At 75.1% G+C, this 15,858-nt stretch carries 15 protein-coding genes; 11 read left to right on the top strand and 4 right to left on the bottom strand.

Annotation, left to right across the window (positions count from 1 at the left end; genetic code table 11):
• Positions 1 to 52: 52 nt before the first annotated feature.
• The 3 genes from ACQ614_RS04880 to ACQ614_RS04870 are packed head-to-tail and all read left to right on the top strand — an operon-like array spanning position 53 to position 2,381.
• Positions 53 to 829: a serine/threonine protein kinase gene (locus ACQ614_RS04880; RefSeq protein WP_431676916.1), complete on the top strand. Its 777-nt coding sequence runs from the start codon at positions 53 to 55 to the stop codon at positions 827 to 829.
• A complete protein-coding gene (locus ACQ614_RS04875) occupies positions 826 to 2,037 on the top strand; it encodes a serine/threonine-protein kinase (protein ID WP_431676915.1) in 1,212 nt (403 codons plus the stop codon). Before ACQ614_RS04880 ends, ACQ614_RS04875 begins: the two co-directional genes overlap by 4 nt.
• Entirely contained in the window at positions 2,016 to 2,381 is a 366-nt protein-coding gene (locus ACQ614_RS04870; protein ID WP_431676914.1) for a transglycosylase SLT domain-containing protein, read from the top strand. The genes ACQ614_RS04875 and ACQ614_RS04870 overlap by 22 nt, the downstream gene beginning before the upstream one ends.
• Before the next feature lie 81 nt (positions 2,382 to 2,462).
• Here ACQ614_RS04870 and ACQ614_RS04865 read toward each other — a convergent pair whose 3' ends face one another.
• Positions 2,463 to 2,843 carry a hypothetical protein gene (locus ACQ614_RS04865; RefSeq protein ID WP_431676913.1) on the bottom strand — a complete coding sequence of 127 codons (381 nt, stop codon included), beginning with the start codon at positions 2,841 to 2,843 and terminating at the stop codon, positions 2,463 to 2,465.
• Positions 2,844 to 3,065: 222 nt separating this feature from the next.
• On the opposite strand from ACQ614_RS04865, the gene ACQ614_RS04860 reads away from it, so the two are divergent.
• The 3 genes from ACQ614_RS04860 to ACQ614_RS04850 all read left to right on the top strand — a co-directional run bounded on the left by ACQ614_RS04860 (position 3,066) and on the right by ACQ614_RS04850 (position 6,018).
• The gene (locus ACQ614_RS04860; RefSeq protein WP_431676912.1) at positions 3,066 to 4,112 is read left to right on the top strand and encodes an SPFH domain-containing protein; all 1,047 of its coding nucleotides are present in this window, start codon (positions 3,066 to 3,068) and stop codon (positions 4,110 to 4,112) included.
• Positions 4,109 to 5,008 (top strand): hypothetical protein, encoded by a 900-nt coding sequence (locus tag ACQ614_RS04855; protein WP_431676911.1) that lies wholly within the window; start codon positions 4,109 to 4,111, stop codon positions 5,006 to 5,008. Before ACQ614_RS04860 ends, ACQ614_RS04855 begins: the two co-directional genes overlap by 4 nt.
• Before the next feature lie 188 nt (positions 5,009 to 5,196).
• Positions 5,197 to 6,018, top strand: coding sequence for an SDR family oxidoreductase (locus ACQ614_RS04850; protein WP_431676910.1), 822 nt, complete (start codon positions 5,197 to 5,199; stop codon positions 6,016 to 6,018).
• Positions 6,019 to 6,189: 171 nt separating this feature from the next.
• Here ACQ614_RS04850 and ACQ614_RS04845 read toward each other — a convergent pair whose 3' ends face one another.
• Together ACQ614_RS04845 and ACQ614_RS04840 are read right to left on the bottom strand one after the other, a co-directional pair.
• Complete coding sequence (locus ACQ614_RS04845) at positions 6,190 to 6,372, bottom strand: antitoxin (RefSeq protein WP_431676909.1); 183 nt, start codon at positions 6,370 to 6,372, stop codon at positions 6,190 to 6,192.
• An 85-nt stretch (positions 6,373 to 6,457) separates the two neighbouring features.
• The gene (locus ACQ614_RS04840) at positions 6,458 to 7,324 is read right to left on the bottom strand and encodes a hypothetical protein (RefSeq protein WP_431676908.1); all 867 of its coding nucleotides are present in this window, start codon (positions 7,322 to 7,324) and stop codon (positions 6,458 to 6,460) included.
• A 153-nt stretch (positions 7,325 to 7,477) separates the two neighbouring features.
• On the opposite strand from ACQ614_RS04840, the gene nhaA reads away from it, so the two are divergent.
• The 5 genes from nhaA to ACQ614_RS04815 all read left to right on the top strand — a co-directional run bounded on the left by nhaA (position 7,478) and on the right by ACQ614_RS04815 (position 14,251).
• Positions 7,478 to 9,364, top strand: a complete 1,887-nt coding sequence (nhaA, locus tag ACQ614_RS04835) for a Na+/H+ antiporter NhaA (protein WP_431676907.1) — start codon at positions 7,478 to 7,480, stop codon at positions 9,362 to 9,364.
• Between the two features lie 140 nt (positions 9,365 to 9,504).
• Positions 9,505 to 10,992: an MFS transporter gene (locus tag ACQ614_RS04830; protein ID WP_431676906.1), complete on the top strand. Its 1,488-nt coding sequence runs from the start codon at positions 9,505 to 9,507 to the stop codon at positions 10,990 to 10,992.
• A gap of 51 nt (positions 10,993 to 11,043) precedes the next feature.
• Entirely contained in the window at positions 11,044 to 12,090 is a 1,047-nt protein-coding gene (locus ACQ614_RS04825; protein ID WP_431676905.1) for a YihY/virulence factor BrkB family protein, read from the top strand.
• 222 nt (positions 12,091 to 12,312) lie between these two features.
• Positions 12,313 to 13,170, top strand: coding sequence for a YhjD/YihY/BrkB family envelope integrity protein (locus ACQ614_RS04820; RefSeq protein WP_431676904.1), 858 nt, complete (start codon positions 12,313 to 12,315; stop codon positions 13,168 to 13,170).
• 271 nt (positions 13,171 to 13,441) lie between these two features.
• A complete protein-coding gene (locus ACQ614_RS04815) occupies positions 13,442 to 14,251 on the top strand; it encodes a hypothetical protein (protein WP_431676903.1) in 810 nt (269 codons plus the stop codon).
• Positions 14,252 to 14,320: 69 nt separating this feature from the next.
• Here the strand turns inward: ACQ614_RS04815 and ACQ614_RS04810 are convergent, their stop codons facing one another.
• Positions 14,321 to 15,787 carry a S28 family serine protease gene (locus tag ACQ614_RS04810; RefSeq protein WP_431676902.1) on the bottom strand — a complete coding sequence of 489 codons (1,467 nt, stop codon included), beginning with the start codon at positions 15,785 to 15,787 and terminating at the stop codon, positions 14,321 to 14,323.
• Positions 15,788 to 15,858 lie beyond the last annotated feature (71 nt).

Genomic DNA, 15,858 nt, shown 5'->3' with positions numbered 1-15,858 from the left:
TGCCGACCCCGGGCGGTCCGCCGTGCCGTGCGCAGGCCGTCGAGGGGGCGTGATGGACACCGTGATCGTGCAACTGCCGGACGCCGACGGGGCTCCGCCCGGCGCGCCGCGGCTGCTGCGGATGGGCCCGGACGACACCGCGGACTTCGGCCGCGGCGCCCCGGGCTGCCCGGTCGCGATCCCGCTGCCGGACCAGGGCGTCTCCCGTCGGGCCGGCGAGCTCACCGCCGCGGCCGACTACTGGCGGTTGTCCAACTTCAGCCGCTCGGCGACGTACGTGGTGGAGAACCTGGAGGGTGCGGGCGAGCACCTGAAGGTGGCGCCGGGCCGGCTGGGTGCGCCGGTGCCGTTCGAGTTCTCCCGGGTGGTGCTGCCCTCGCTCGGCGGCGGCTGCCACTTCAAGGTGTTCGCCCCGCTCCACGCCTACCTGGACCGCGGCTCCGGCTCACCGCGCGGCGAGCACACCGTCAGCCCGTTCGCCCTGGACGCCACCGCCAAGTACTTCCTCGTCCTGGTGGCGCTCTGCGAGCCGCGGCTGCGCGGCACCTCGGCGGCCGTCCCGGGGGTCGGCGACGTGGTCGAGCGTCTGCGCACCGGCCCGGACGGCTCCGCCCCGACCCGCTCCGCGGTCAACTACCACATCGACTACCTGGCGGAGTCCAAGCTCAGGCTGCGTCCTGACGGGGCGTCCGCGGGCGACGGGCCGCTGCGCAAGCGCGAGGAGCTGGTCGGCCTGGCGCTCCGCTTCGACCTGGTCCGCGAGGAGCACCTGGCCCTGCTGCCGCCGCGCGGCGCCCGCAGGGCGCCGACGGGAGGGGCGGACGGGTGAGCAGCACCGGGTTCCCGGCCGACCTGCCGCCGGAGGTGCCGCCCGGCTACCGGGTGGCCGGGCACCGGGTCACCGGGCCGATCGGCGCGGGCGGCTGGGGCGCCGTGTACGCGGCGGTGCGGTGCTCGGACGGCGCCCCGGCGGCGGTGAAGTTCCTCCCGGCCGGCCGCCTCGCCCCGGGCCGGCGCCGGGAGGCGGCCGAACTCGCCCGACGGGAGGCGGAGTTCAGCCGGTCGGCGGGGCATCCGCGGCTGATCCGCACCTTCCGCACGGCGGTCGTCCGCGACCCGCGCCGTCCCGGCCTGGACGGCGCGGTGGTGCTGGTGATGGAACGGGCCGAACGGAGCCTGCTCGACCGGCTGCAGGACGGTTCGGCCCTGCCCGCCGCGGAGGCGGAGCGGCTGCTCGCCGAGGTCTGCGAGGGCCTCGCCCACATGCACGGCCACGGCTGGGTGCACGGCGACCTCAAGCCGGCGAACGTGCTGCTGATGGCCGACGGATCGGTGCGGCTCGCCGACTTCGGCCTCACCGCCGAACTCGACGGCACCCACGCCTATGTGCCGCCGCTCGGCTCGCTCGACCATGTGCCGCCGGAGTGGTGGTCGGAACGCAGCGGGGTGCGCGGCGTGGCGCTGCGCCCGGCGTCCGACGTGTGGGCGTTCGGGGTGCTGGCGCACCAGCTGTTCGCCGGCGGTGCGCACCCCTTCCCCGGGGCGGCGGCCCGGGCACGGGCGCTGGCCGCGCAGTCGTACGCCCGCGGGCGGGAGCCGCTGCGACTGGACGAGCGGGTACCGGAGCGCTGGCGGCCGCTGGTCGTGGACTGCCTGGCGGCGGACCGTGCCGCCCGCCCGGCCGATGCCGCCGCGGTGGCCGCCCGTCTGCCCTCCCGGTACGGCGCACCCCGGGCCGGCGCCGGAGGGCCCTGCTCGCCGGCGCCGCTGCTGCGGTCGCGGCTTGCGCGGCGGCGGCCGTGCTGCCGGCCGTGGCGCCGGACGGCGGGGGAGCGGCCGACCGCCCCCGTACGGCCGCCACGTCCCCCGCCTCCCCGGCGTCCCCCGCCTCCCCGGCCGCCGACGCGGCGGGTGCGCTGCCGGGTGCCGTTCCTGCGGGCTCCGACGTCCCCGCCGCCCTGCGCGAGCCGATCACCCGGGCGGCCCGCCGCTGCCCGGAGCCCGAGGTCACGCCGGTGCTGCTCGCCGCGATGCTGAAGGCCGAGAGCGGCTTCGACCCGGATGCCGTCCGCCCGGAGACGCAGGAGTACGGCATCGCCATGTGGACGCCCGCGGTGTTCAACGCCTGGGCGCAGGACGGCGACCTGGACGGCCGCAAGGACTACATGTCGCCGCCGGACGCGATCATCTCGATGGGCTCGTACGTGTGCTGGCTGGCCCAGCAGTTCAAGCGCCGCGGGATGCACGAGGACTTGCCGGCGCTGCTCGCGGCCGGCTACCGCACCAGCGACAAGACGATCGCGGAGGCGCGCGGGGTGCCCGAGCGGGCGCGGGCGCACGTGGACCGGGTCCTGGAGTACCTCGCCCAGTACACCCGGTGAGCCCAGTACACCCGGTGAGCCCACTGCGCCCGGCGAGCGCGGTACGCCCGGTGAGCCCGCCCGGGCCCCGCCGGCGGGGTGTCAGCAGCTGGGCAGGCCGGGCACCGGCTGGTCGTTGCCGCCGCCGGAGAGGTAGACGACGTTGACCCAGACGCCCTTGTTGCCGCTGTCGTCGTCGGTCTTGGCCCACCAGTTGTTGCGGTACGGGCCCTCGACGACCTCGCTGCCGACGGCCTGGCAGTAGAAGTAGTTGGTGCCCGCGTTGAGGGTGCCGGCACGGACGTTGCCGGCGAAGTAGGAGGGCGCGGTCTTCCACACGTTGCAGTTGTACTTGCCGCCGCCGATGCCGTAGCAGCCGCTCGCGGCCTCGGCGGTCGCGGGGACGAGGCCGGTCAGGGCGAGGCCGGCGGCGGCAGCCGCGCCGGCGAGGACGAACTTGCGGACAGTGGACACAGCGGACATGGGGTGCTCCTTGCAGGGTGGTTGAGGGATTCGACGGTGGTCGGCCGCACCGGCCTCCCCGTCGTCCACCAGCAAACCCCGTCCGCGGTCCGCCCGGTACCTGACATCTGTCAGGGCGTCAGGCGCAGGTTCGCGACACCCTCTTTTCGTCGTATTGACGACAACCCTTGCCGGCAGTTATCGTCATTGCGACGAAAAGAACTGCGAAGGGAGTCCACCACCATGGCCGACATCACCAGGCGCCTTGGGTTCCGGCATCTGCGCGCCGCGCCCACCTCCCACATCCGCCACCTGCGCGGCGGCAAGCCGGCCCACGAGGGCGCCGGCCTGGCCTTCTGGTTCCGCCCGCTCGCCGCGGCGATATCGGAAGTCCCGCTGAACGACCGCGAGTTGTCCATGCTCTTCCACGCCAGGACGGCCGACTTCCAGGACCTCGCCGTCCAGGCCACCGTCACCTACCGGATCGACGACCCCGTGGTCGCCGCCGGCCGCCTCGACTTCGGCATCGACCCGGACACCGGCGCCTGGCGGGCCGAGCCGCTCGAACAGCTCGGCACCCTGCTCACCGAGACCGCCCAGCAGCACGCCCTCGAGCTGATCGCCCGCACCCCGCTCGCCGCCGCCCTCGTCGACGGCGTCACCGCCGTCCGCCGCCGGATCGCGGACGGCCTCGCCTCCGAGGCCCGGCTCGCCGAGATCGGCCTCACCGTGATCGCCGTCCGGGTCACCGCGCTCCGCCCGGAGGCCGAGACCGAACGCGCCCTGCGCACCCCGGCCCGCGAGCAGGTGCAGCAGGAGGCCGACCGGGCCACCTTCGAGCGCCGGGCCCTCGCCGTCGAGCGGGAGAGCGCCATCGCCGAGAACGAGATGGCCAACCGGATCGAACTCGCCCGCCGCGAGGAGGAGCTGGTCGGCCAGGAGGGCGCCAACGCACGCCGCCGTGCCGAGCAGGACGCCGAGGCGGACGCCGTCCGCGCCGAGGCCGAATCGGCCCGCCGCACCCGGCTCGCCACCGCCGAGGCCGAGGCCAACCGCGTCCTCGCCGCCGCCCAGGCCGAGGCCGAACGCGCCCTCGGCGAGGCCAAGGCCGCCACCGAGCAGGCCTGGCTCGCCGCCCACCAGGAGGCCGGCCCCGAGGTGCTGCGCGCCCTCGCGATGATCCGGCTGGCCGAGCACCTGCCGCGGATCGACAGCGTCACCCTCACCCCGGACGTCCTCACCGGCCTGCTCACCCGACTCGGCACCGGCGGCGACGGCGGTGCCCGATGAGCCTCGCCCCCCGCGCGGTGCTCGTCCACCGCCGCACCGAGTACGAGGAACTCCTCGCCCGGCACGGCTCCCGCGGGCAGGCCGCGTTCTTCCTGGAGTCCCGCGGCCGCTCCCTCGCCGAGGCCGAGGAACGCCACAACCGGGCGGGGGTCGCGCTCGCCGCCGTCGCCGGGGCGATCCCGGCCGACTGGCGCCGGAGCCGGGTCGAGCGCGCCGACCTCGACCGCTTCCTGTTCACCCCGGAGGACGTGGTCGTCGTGGTCGGCCAGGACGGCCTGGTCGCCAACGCCGCCAAGTACCTGGCAGGCCAGCCGGTCGTCGGCATCGACACCGACCCGGGCCGCAACCCCGGCGTGCTCGTCCGCCACCGCCCCGACGACGCCGCCCGGCTGCTCCGGGCGGCCGCCGGGCCCGGCGCGGACGCCCTCGTCGAGGAGCGGACGATGGTCGAGGCGGTCGCCGACGACACCCAGCGGCTGCTCGCCCTCAACGAGGTCTACCTGGGGCAGAGCGGCCACCAGACCGCGCGCTACCGCCTCACCGCCCCGGGCGCCGCCCCGGAGGCACAGGCCTCCTCCGGCATCCTGGTCGGCACCGGCACGGGCGCCACCGGCTGGTGCCGCTCCGCCTGGCTCGAGCGCGGCAGCACGCTGCGCCTGCCGGAACCCACCGGCTCCGCCGTGGCCTGGTTCGTCCGGGAGGCCTGGCCGTCCCCGACCACCGGCACCGACCGCGTCCAGGGCCTGCTCGACGGGCGGGAGCGCCTCGAGGTCACGGTCGAGTCCGACCGGCTGGTGGTCTTCGGCGACGGCGTGGAGTCCGACGCCCTCCAGCTCGGCTGGGGACAGCGCCTGACGGTCGGCGTCGCCGCCGAACGCCTCCGCCTGATCGCCTGACGGCCGGCTTCCCGCGCCCCGACGGGACCGGCGGACCGGTGTGCGGCCGCCCGCGGCCCGTGCTCCCGCGAGCCCCCCTGCGCGCCCGCACGACGGGTCGCGCACGGCGCGTCGGCGCGCACGGCTCTGCCACAGTGGCCGCGGGGCTCGATCCGCAAGCCCCCACCACCCACGGGAAGGCGGCATACATGGCACGTCGCTGGCTGGTCACCGGATGTTCGTCGGGTCTCGGCCTGGCCCTCGCCACCGCGGTGGCCGAGGCCGGTGACCACGTCCTGGCCACCGCCCGCAAGCCGGACACCCTGGCCGAACTGGCCGCCCGCCACCCGGGCCGGGTGGTCACCGCGGCACTCGACATCCGCGACCCCGGTCAGTGCGAGGCCGCCGTCACCGCCGCCGTCGAGCGGCTCGGCGGCCTGGACGTCCTGGTGAACAACGCCGGCAGCGGGCTCTTCGGCGCCGTCGAGGAGGTCTCCGACGAGGAACTGCGCGACCAGCTGGAGATCCTGGTCGTCGCGCCGTGGCGGCTCGCCCGCCTCGCCCTGCCGGTGATGCGCGCCCAGGGCTCCGGCCACATCGTCAACGTCTCCTCGCTGGCCGGCCGGATGGCCTTCCCGGGGCTCGGCGCCTACGTCGCCGGCAAGTACGCCCTCGAGGGGATGAGCCAGGCACTGGCCGCCGAGGCCGCCCCGCTCGGCATCCGGGTCACGGCCGTCGAACCGGGCGGCTACGCCACCGGGTACGGCGACGCCATCACCGCGACCTCCGCCCGCATCCCCGCCTACGCCCCGGTCACCGACCCGATGCGGGCCGGTATGCACGGCATGCGGGACAACCCGCACCTCGGCCGCCCCGAGGACTTCGCCCACCACGTCCTGCGGATCGTCACCGCCGAAGGCACCCCGCTCCGCGTCCCCGTCGGCACCGACGCCTTCGCCTACCTCGCCGCCGTCGAAGAAGCCGCCCGCACCGAACTGACCGCCGCCCGCACCTTCATCCTCGACGAATAGCCGCCCCCGGCAGCCAGGCACCCAAGAAGGGGGCACCCCAGACTGTCGGGCACACCGAAAGGGGCGCGTGGAACTGCGCGAACCCGGGAGGCGCGGCGCCGCACCTCCCGCCCCGCGCAACTCCTCGCGCCCCTCTGGCGGCCCGCGGCAGGCGGGCCGCCCGAGGGTGGCCTACCGCTGCTCGGGAGGCTGCTCGCCGAGGTGCTCGTTGATCTTCTGCTGGGTGGCGTCGACCTGACCCTGGTACTTGTTCTGGGTCTTTGCGTCGATCGCGTCACCGGTCTTCTCGACACCCTTCTGAGCGGTGTCCTCGTGGCCCTTCATCATGCTCTTGAGCTTGTCCAGCATCGACATCTGGCTTCCTCCTTCGGAGCTGCCGGTTCTCCCACCATCGCCGACCCGGACGAGATCCACATCTCCAGCGGCGGGCGGGCCCGGCTCAGGGCGGTGCGGCGGCCGCCCAGTACCCGGGCACGGCGTCCGTGCGCCGTTTCAGGTCGCCCCGGACGCGGACGGCCAGTCGGCGGGTGTCCCGCCGGTTCACCACGGCGCCCAGCCCCGCCCCCACCAGCAGCGGGAACAGCGAGGGCAGTTTCCGCAGGGTGCTCCGGGTGAGCCGCTTGCGGACCTTCCGCCGCACCTCGCTGCCCACCGCCAGCCCCGTCACCGCCGCCACGCCCACCGGATGCTCGGGCGTCACCGCCCTCAGCCCGCGCCGGTCGGCCCAGGCGTTCACGTACGCCGCCGTCCGCTGCGCCGGGGTCCCGCCCGCGGGTACCCCGTACACCTGGTGCAGTTCGGCGATCAGCTTGATCTCGACGGCCGCGACGACCAGGGTCTCCGCCGCCACCTCCGCGGCCATCGCCGCCGGCACCGGCAGCATCGCCGCCGCACCGACCCCGGCACCGACCGAGGCCGAGGCCCGCACGGCCCCCGCGACCAGCAGGTCGGCCAGCGCGTCCGGGTCGCCGGCGCCCGGGTGCTGTGCCCGCAGCGTCGCCAGGTCCCGGACGGGGATGCGCGGCGCCGTCTGCAGCAGCCGCTCGGTGAGCGCCCGGCCGCCGACCCAGGTCACCCGGGCCGTGGCGGCCCCGCCGCGGAGCAGCAGCCGGACGGTCGAGCCGACCAGGGCACCGGCACGGCCCATCGCCCGGCGCCGGCCCGCCTGCGAGCCCTCCTCCATCTCCCGGGAGAGCGAGGCCAGCTCCTCGGCCGCTTCCTCGGGAGTCAGTTCCGGCACGTCCGGGGCGCCCCCCGCAGCGCCCTCGTCCGGCGGTACGCGGCGTCGTCTGCGCAGCAGTCCCATGGCAGCTCACCTACCCGGTGCCCCCGGAGGCTACGCCGTTCCGGCCGCCGAGCCGCCCGCGCGGCCCACCCCCCCCGTCGCTGTGACCGCCGTCACGGCCCCGGCCCCGGCGGTGCGCCGCGCGGAGCGCCCGGCCGGGGCGAGAATGATCACATGCCCGCTCACCCCGAGCTGCCGGGCCACTCCGGCCAGACCGCGTGCGGCACCGACATGCGCACCCCGCTGCGGGACTTCCTCCGCACGGAGACCGGCAGCGCCGCCGTCCTGCTCACCGCCACCCTGGCCGCGCTGATCTGGGCCAACGCCGCCCCGGGGTCGTACGAATCCTTCTGGGAGACCGTCCTCGCGGTGCGGATCGGCGATGCCGGGGTCTCCCTCGACCTGCGCGAATGGGTGAACAGCGGGCTCATGACGCTGTTCTTCTTCGTGGTCGGCCTGGAGGCCCGCCGCGAGTTCGACATGGGCGAGCTCCGCGAGCGACGGCGGATCGCCGTCCCGCTGATCGCCGGGGTGTGCGGCATGGCCGTGCCCGTGGCGATCTACCTCGCCGTCAACGCGGGCGACGGCGAGGCGCACGGCTGGGGCACCGCGATGTCGACCGACACCGCCTTCGCCCTCGGCATGCTCGCCCTCTTCGGCAGGCGGCTGCCCGAGGCGCTGCGCACCTTCATCCTCACCGTGTCCGTGGTCGACGACTTCGTCGCGCTGGGCGTCATCGCGATCGCCTACAGCAGCAGCATCGACCTGCCCGCCCTGCTCGCCGGCCTCGGCGTCTTCGCGGTGATCCTGCTCGTCCGGGCCGCCGGGGTCCGCCGCGGCGGTGTGTACGCGCTGCTCGGCGTCGCCCTGTGGGTCGCCCTGCTCGAGTCGGGCGTCGACCCGGTCGTCACCGGCCTCGCCATGGGCCTGCTCACCTACGCCTACCCGGCCTCCCGCGGCGACCTGGAGCGGGCCACCGACCTGTTCCGGCTGTTCCGCGAGCAGCCCACGCCCGAGCTGGAGCGTTCGCTGCGGGTCGGCCTCGCCACCGCGATCTCCCCGAACGAGCGCCTCCAGCGCGTCTACCACCCGTGGACGAGCTACGTCATCGTGCCGCTGTTCGCCCTCGCCAACGCCGGGATCACGTTCGGCTCCGAGCAGCTCACCCGGGCCCTGCACTCGCCGGTCACCCTCGGCATCGTGCTCGGCTACGTCCTCGGCAAGCCCGTCGGCATCCTCGGCTCCGCGCTGCTCACCACCGCGTTCAGCCGCGGCCGGCTGCGCCCGCCGGTCGGCTGGGGCGCGGTCGCCGCGGGCGGCAGCATCGCCGGCATCGGCTTCACCGTCTCGCTGCTGATCGCCACCCTCGCCTTCGACGGACCGCGCCTGGAGGAGGCGAAGGTCGGCATCCTGGCCGCCGTGGTCTGCGCCTCCGCCGCCACCTGGGCGGTCACCCGCGCCATCGGCCTGATGCCGCAGCGCGGCCGGATGCGCGCCCTGCTCGGCACCTCGGAGAGCATCGTCGACCTCGCCGCCTCCGTCGACACCGACCGGGACCACATCCGCGGCCCGCTCGACGCCCTGGTGACCGTCGTCGAGTACGGCGACTTCGAATGCCCCTACTGCGGGCAGGCCGAGCCCGTCGTCCGGGAACTCCTGGCCGGCCACGGCGACGTCCGCTACGTCTGGCGCCACCTGCCGCTGAACGACGTCCACCCGCACGCCCAGCTGGCCGCGGAGGCGGCGGAGGCCGCAGGCCGACAGGGCGCCTACTGGGAGATGCACGACCTGCTGCTCTCCCACCAGGGCGCACTGAAGATCCCCGACCTGCTGCGGTACGCGGAGGCGGTCGGGGCCGACGCGGAGCGCTTCGAGCAGGACCTGCGGGCCAGGGCCGGGGCCGGCCGGGTCGCCGAGGACGTGGACTCCGCCGACCTCAGCGGTGTCTCCGGCACCCCGACCTTCTTCGTCAACGGTCGGCGCCACCACGGTGCCTACGACATCGCCGGGCTCACCGAGGCGGTCCGCGCCGCCCGTGAAAGGGCAGCCCTGATCCGCTGACCGGGCCGCGGGGAGGCCGCCCCGCACCGCCCCGGTCGGACATGCCCGGCCGCCGGGTGCACCCTGGTCGGTAGGGGCGGGGAGCGCCGTGACACACCCGGGCGCCCTCCGCCCGCCGCGGCAGCCGGAAGGAGGGCCCCTTGGCCGATGCCGGCCACGGCACCGGGGGCCCGCAGCCCGGTGCCCGGACGGCCCGCCCGCCCGGGACCGCCGAGCCGGATCCCCAGCGCTGGCGGGCCCTGGTCGTCTGCCTGATCGCCGGCTTCATGACCCTGCTCGACGTCAGCATCGTCAATGTCGCCCTGCCGACCGTCCGCGCCGGCCTGCACATGGGCCAGAGCGGCCTGCAGTGGGTGGTCAGCGGCTACGCCCTGGCCTTCGGCCTCGCCCTGGTGCCCGCCGGGCGCATCGGCGACGCCCGCGACCGCCGGACCGTCTTCCTCTTCGGCCTCGCCCTGTTCACCGCGGCCAGCGCCCTGGCGGGTGCCGCCCAGAACGAGGCCTGGCTGATCGTCGCCCGCCTCGTCCAGGGCTTCGCCGGCGGCATCGTCGTCCCGCAGGTGTCCGGCTTCATCCAGACCTCCTTCCCGGGCCCGGAACGCGGCCGGGCCTTCGGCATGCTCGGCGCCGTCATCGGCGTCTCCACCGCCGTCGGCCCGCTGCTCGGCGGCCTGCTCATCCACGTCTTCGGCCCGCAGGACGGCTGGCGCTGGGTCTTCCTCGTCAACGTGCCCATCGGCGTGGCCGCACTCCCCGTCGCCCACCACCTGCTGCCCGCCCGCAGACCGGCGCCGGGCGGCCGCCGGCACAGCGACCTCGACCCGGTCGGCGTCCTGCTCCTCGGCACCGGCACCACCGCACTGCTGCTGCCCTTCGTCCAGGAGCAGTGGCACGGCACCGCCCGCTGGCTGCTGGTGCCGGCCGCCCTCGGCGTGCTCACCGCCTTCGTCGCCTGGGAGATCCGGTACGGGCGCAGCCGCGAGCCGCTGGTCAGCATGGACCTCTTCACCCGCCGCTCGTACGCCGCCGGCACCCTGATCTCGCTGGCCTACTTCGCCGGGTTCACCTCGGTGTTCTTCGTCTTCACGCTCTACCTGCAGGCCGGCCTGCACTACAGCGCACTGGCCGCGGGGGTGGCGATCACCCCGTTCGCGCTCGGCTCCGGTGCGGCGGCCGTGCTCGGCGGGCGGCTGGTCGCCCGGCACGGGCGCCGGCTGGTGGCGGTGGGTCTCGCCACCGTCCTCGCCGGGCTGGCCGGCGCCGCGCTCGCGGCCCACTTCAGCTCCGGTTCCGCCGCCGGCTGGGCCACCGCGGGCCCGCTGCTGCTCGCCGGCATCGGCAGCGGCCTGGTCATCGCCCCCAACGTGACCGTCACCCTGCAGGAGGTGCCCGTCGTGCGGGCCGGCAGCGCCGGGGGAGTCCTGCAGACCGCGCAGCGGATCGGGTCCGCCGTCGGCATCGCCGTGGTCGGCTCGGTCTTCCTCTCGCACGCCGCCGGGGGCCCGCACGCCTGGTCCACCGCCTTCGACACCGGCATCGCCGTCTCCGCGGGCTTCGTCCTCGTCTCCCTCACCGTGGCCACCGCCGACATCCGCCGCGGCCGGCGCGAGCCCGCCGACCGGGACTGAGTCCGGCCCGCCGCCGCGATTGGCCGGCGCCGCAGCGGACAGACGCGCAGCGTGGACACCAATCGCAGGCACACGCTGGCCCGCCGCCGGACGCCCGCCCGCCCCGGCCCCGACGCACGGGTGCGACGGCGTGCCCCCGACCGGCCGACCCGGCTGCGGCGGCGCGGCTGGACGGACGCCCTCCGGCGCACCGTCAAGGAGGTGCTCGACGACGAGCTCACCGACCGGGCCGCCTCGCTGACCTACTACAGCGTCCTCGCGATCTTCCCGACCCTGCTGCTGCTGGTCTCCGTCATCGGCCTGGTCGGCCGCACCGCCACCGAGCAGATGCTCGACAACCTCCGGACGTGGACCCCGGGCCCGGCCCGCGACATCCTGCTCGGCGGCCTCACCGATCTGCAGGGCAGCCGTGCCGCCGGCGGCGCCCTCGCCGTCGTCGGCCTGGCCGGCGCCCTGTGGTCGGCCTCCGGATACATCGCCGCCTTCATCCGGGCCTCCAACACGGTCTACGACATCCGCGAGGGGCGGCCGGTGTGGAAGCTGACCCCGCTGCGCCTGGGCCTGACCGTGCTGCTGATGCTGCTGCTCGCCGCGAGCGCCGTCATCGTGGTCTTCACCGGGCCGGTCGCGCAGCGGGCCGGGGAGGCGCTGGGCATCGGCGACGCGGGGGTCGCCGTCTGGTCGGTCGCCAAGTGGCCGGTGCTGCTCCTGCTGGTCACGGTGATGATCGGAGTGCTGTACTGGGCGGCGCCGAACGTCCGGGGTCGCGGGTTCCGCTGGGTGTCACCCGGCAGTTTCCTGGCGGTGGGCCTCTGGCTGGCGCTGTCCGGCGGCTTCGCCGCCTTCGTGGCGAACTTCGCCTCGTACAACCGCATCTACGGCACCCTCGGCGGAGTGATCGTCTTCCTGATCTGGCTGTGGCTGTCCAACCTGGCGATCCTGCTGGGCCTCGAGTTCGACGCCGAGCTGTCCCGGGCCCGCGCCGTCCAGGGCGGACTGCCGCGGGACGCGGAGCCGTACGTGGAGCCCCGCTCCACCCACAGCTGGGCGGACGTCGCCGACCGCCGACGGCACGGCCCGCGGGGCGGGAGACCCTGACCCGGCGGACAGGAGGCGGAGACCGTGGCGGGCAGCAGTGGCAGGAGGACCGGGCGGGGCGGGCGGAAGATCGGCGAGCGCACGGGGGCCGGGGGCCGTACGGTCGATGCCGCGCCCGCAGGGGTGCGCTCCCGCGTCCGCGGCGGCGCGGCGGGCCGGTCGGTCGGCGCCCGGACGGGGGCGCTGCGCGCGCCGCCGGCCGACCGACGGAGGGAGGTCCCGGTGATCGGCAGCAGCCCGCCGCTGGACGACCGGCCGCTGCCCGAGCAGGACGGCCGCGGCCCGTCCGGCGGCCTGCGCCACAGACTGGCCGAGGTGGCCCGCGAGGTGTGGCAGCGCGGCCGGGAGATCGAACTTCTGCACCGTGCGATGGCCTTCGCGGCGCTGTGCTTCGTGACCGTGGTGCCGCTGCTCGTGGTGATCGCGGCGGCCTCGCCCACCAGCGGCAGCGGCATCGCGGACTGGATGATCGACGGCCTGGGGCTGTCCGGCCGCTCCGCCGCGGCGGTGGACGAACTGTTCGCCTCCCGCCGGGAGGTCGTCAGTACCACCACCGGCCTCAGCCTCGCCGCCCTGGCGGTGTTCGGGGTCTCCCTGATGGCGGCCGTCCAGAACGCGTACGAGCGGATCTGGCGGGTGCCGCCGGGCGCCTGGCACACGGTGTGGCGCCAGGTGGTCGGCCTGGGCGGGCTGATCGGCTATGTGCTGGTCGCCGAGTGGAGCGGCGTGCCGTGGCGCCACACGGGCGCCCAGCCGACGCTGCGGGTGGCGGCGACGCTGGTCGGCGGTGTGCTGTTCTTCTGGTGGCTGCAGCGGCTGCTGCTGGGCTCCCGGATGCCGTGGCGCACCCTGCTGCCGGGCGCTGTCGCGACCGTGCTGGCACTGGTCGGCCTGCGGGTGTTCTCCCGGCTGGCCTTCGCGCCGCTGATCGTCTCCAACGCGGTGTCGTACGGCGTGATCGGCACCGTGCTGGTGGTGCAGTCCTGGCTGATCGGGGTCGGCTACTGCGTGTACGCGGGGGCGCTGACGGGCCATGCACTTCACCGGGCGCCGACCCCGCGCCGCCGCGGCCTGCGCTGACCGGCGGGGTCCGGGCTGCCCGCTGCTATAACTCGTATGCGAAGGATGCCTGTGGCGGGCGGGTCTGACGCCCGATCCGTGCAGCGCGGCCCGGTGCGCCGGGTCGATGGCCCGTCATGGCCGGTCGGGCGCCGGGTCTCGATCGCAGCACGAGGAGGTAACGCGAGAGGCCCCGCGGGCGGGCGTGTCAGTGCCGGACTCCATACTGATCACCGCCGCGGATGCCTCCGGCGGGGCGGCCCCAGATCACTTCTCTGTGCAAGGAAGATCCATGTTCTCCACGCGTCTTGTCCGTACCGCCGCCGTCTGCGTGGTCCTGGCCGCCGGTGCCACGGCCTGCGCCAGCGACGGCAAGCCTGCGGCCAAGGCCCCCGCCGCCCCGGCTTCGCCCTCGGCCAGCCCGGTGCAGACCCTCGACACCGAGAAGCTGTCGGGCGACGAGATCATGAAGCAGGCCCACACCGCGATGTCCGCGCTGACCGCGCTGAAGCTGGACGGCACCATCACCACCGACGGCCAGAAGATCACCATGCACCTGGCCGCCGACAAGGCGGGCAACTGCAAGGGCACCGTCGCCGTCGGCGGCGAGGGCCAGGTGGAGATCCTGCACAACGGCACCGGCACCTGGATCAAGCCGGACGCCGCCTTCTGGAAGAAGATCGGCAGCGAGAAGGCCAACCCGAAGGCCGGCGCCGCCGCTGCCGAGCTGTTCAAGGGCCGCTACCTGACCGGTGGCCAGGACGACACCGAAATCAAGGAGATCGCGAGCATGTGCGATCTCATCAAGGGCATCACCCAGGGCGGCGACGACCCGGACACCAAGGTCACCAAGGGCTCGGCCGGCACCACCAACGGTGTCAAGACCTTCAGCCTGGTCGGGACCGACCCCGACGGTGCCCGCACCACCGCCTACATCGCCACCGAGGGCAAGCCGTACCTGGTTCGCATGGAGCAGACCACCGGCAGCGAGCCCGGCCAGATGGACTTCAGCGAGTTCGACAAGCCGATCACCGTCCAGGCCCCGCCGGCGGACGAGGTCATCGACTTCACCCTCTTCAAGGAGAAGCTCAAGACGGCCTGACCCGGGTTCCGTCGCCCGCGGCGCGGGTCCCGTCCAGGCCGGACGGGACCCGCGCCGCGCGGCTCGGGCTCAGCTGGGCAGGCCGGGGAGGCGGTGGCGCTCCGCCTGCCCGGGCCGGTCGAGCACGGCGTCGTACGGGGCGGGTGCCTGCGGGGCGGCGATGCCCGGCCCGCCGGCCGGGGCGAGACCGGCCCAGCGCTGCAGCGCCGCGGTGGCGGTGGCACGGTCGGCGTCGGCGAGGGCGCCGATGGACGCGCCGTGGTTGCCGCCCGCGACCGTCATCACCCAGCTGTCCCGGGCCCGGGAGGAGAGGCCGAACTTCTCGGCGCTCCACGGGTCCGCCGACCCGTACACGAAGAGGGTGTGCCGGGCGTTGCGGCTGATCCAGCGGTCGACGTCACGGGTGAGCGAGGGGTCGAAGCCGCGCCGCGCGACGCTGTCCGGGATGTAGTCCCAGACCGAGATCCGGTACTTGAGCAGCGGCTTCAGGTGCGGGTACGCCACCTCGGGCGCGCCGAGTTCGGTGGCCGCCTGGTAGTAGTACGGCGCGTAGTACGACAGCGTCTGGTCGGTGTAGAACGAGAAGCCCTCCACGCCGTCCAGCCAGTCCCACAGCTGCTGGTCGGTGGCGTCCTTGCCGGGGACGGCGGCGCAGTCGGCCGCGGTGCCGTACTGCCAGAACGCCCACGGGGTGTCGATGACGAGCGCCTCCAGCGCCTTGTCCGCGCTGCCCAGGTACTCGGCGGAGAAGGTCAGGCCGTTGTCCTCGGCGTACTGCTCGAAGCGGGCGGCCAGCCGGGTGCGGCGGCGCAGCGTCTCGGTCTGCACGGCGGCCAGCGCGGCGCGGCACTCGGGGGTGCCGTTGCTGCGGATCACCTCCGCGTAGGCCCGGTCGCCGGGCCGGGCGGCGTCGTCCGGGGCCACGTAGGCCACCGTGCCGTCCATGTCGCCGGGGTGGAAGCGCTCGTAGTGGGCGGCGTTCATGCCGCCCTTGCTGCCGCCGGTGGCGATCCACCGGCCGGTGTAGACCGACTTCAGCGCGGTGAACACGGCGTGCTGGTCGTCGGTGGCCTGGCGGACGTTCAGGGTGGACCAGTCGCCGCCGGTGACCGGCTCCGAGCCGCGGAAGAACCGGTACTCCAGGGAGACCTGGTTGGCGTCCAGCAGCCGGGTGGGCTCGGAGCGCGAGGGGCCCGGGTCGGCGGGCAGGCCGTAGCCGCTCGCCGAGAAGACGGTCGGCCGGTCGAGGCCGCGGTGCAGCACGGTCAGCCGCTGCTGGAAGCTGCCGCGCTCCGGGTGCCGGTGGTCGACGGGCTGGGTGTACGTCAGGACGAAGAAGCGGTAGCCGGTGACGGTCTTCTCCTGGACGAGGTGCATCCCGGGGAGGGCCGCGAGCCGGTCCTTGATGTCGGCGTCCTGCGCGGGAGCGGACCGTGCGGTCGGCGGTGCGGGTGAGGCCCAGGCGGGCGCGGGGAGCAGGCAGGCGGACACCAGGCCCGCCGCGACGATGGTCCAGAGGCGGCTGCGACTGCGCAACAGGGCCCTCCCGGGGCAGCGGCGAATCAAGCGACGGCACAAGTTTGTTTAACCCACCGCACAACCTAAGG

The sequence above is a fragment of the Kitasatospora dryopteridis genome, assembly GCF_050749075.1.
Lineage (GTDB): Bacteria > Actinomycetota > Actinomycetes > Streptomycetales > Streptomycetaceae > Kitasatospora.
This window is presented reverse-complemented; position numbering and strand designations above follow the sequence as displayed.

What these genes read in the sequence shown, in the direction of transcription:
- ACQ614_RS04880 (WP_431676916.1), top strand. Translation starts at nt 53, where the DNA reads ATGGACACCGTGATCGTGCAACTGCCGGACGCCGACGGGGCTCCGCCC.
- ACQ614_RS04865 (WP_431676913.1), bottom strand. Translation starts at nt 2,843, where the DNA reads ATGTCCGCTGTGTCCACTGTCCGCAAGTTCGTCCTCGCCGGCGCGGCT.
- ACQ614_RS04860 (WP_431676912.1), top strand. Translation starts at nt 3,066, where the DNA reads ATGGCCGACATCACCAGGCGCCTTGGGTTCCGGCATCTGCGCGCCGCG.
- ACQ614_RS04855 (WP_431676911.1), top strand. Translation starts at nt 4,109, where the DNA reads ATGAGCCTCGCCCCCCGCGCGGTGCTCGTCCACCGCCGCACCGAGTAC.
- ACQ614_RS04850 (WP_431676910.1), top strand. Translation starts at nt 5,197, where the DNA reads ATGGCACGTCGCTGGCTGGTCACCGGATGTTCGTCGGGTCTCGGCCTG.
- ACQ614_RS04845 (WP_431676909.1), bottom strand. Translation starts at nt 6,372, where the DNA reads ATGTCGATGCTGGACAAGCTCAAGAGCATGATGAAGGGCCACGAGGAC.
- ACQ614_RS04840 (WP_431676908.1), bottom strand. Translation starts at nt 7,324, where the DNA reads ATGGGACTGCTGCGCAGACGACGCCGCGTACCGCCGGACGAGGGCGCT.
- nhaA (WP_431676907.1), top strand. Translation starts at nt 7,478, where the DNA reads ATGCCCGCTCACCCCGAGCTGCCGGGCCACTCCGGCCAGACCGCGTGC.
- ACQ614_RS04815 (WP_431676903.1), top strand. Translation starts at nt 13,442, where the DNA reads ATGTTCTCCACGCGTCTTGTCCGTACCGCCGCCGTCTGCGTGGTCCTG.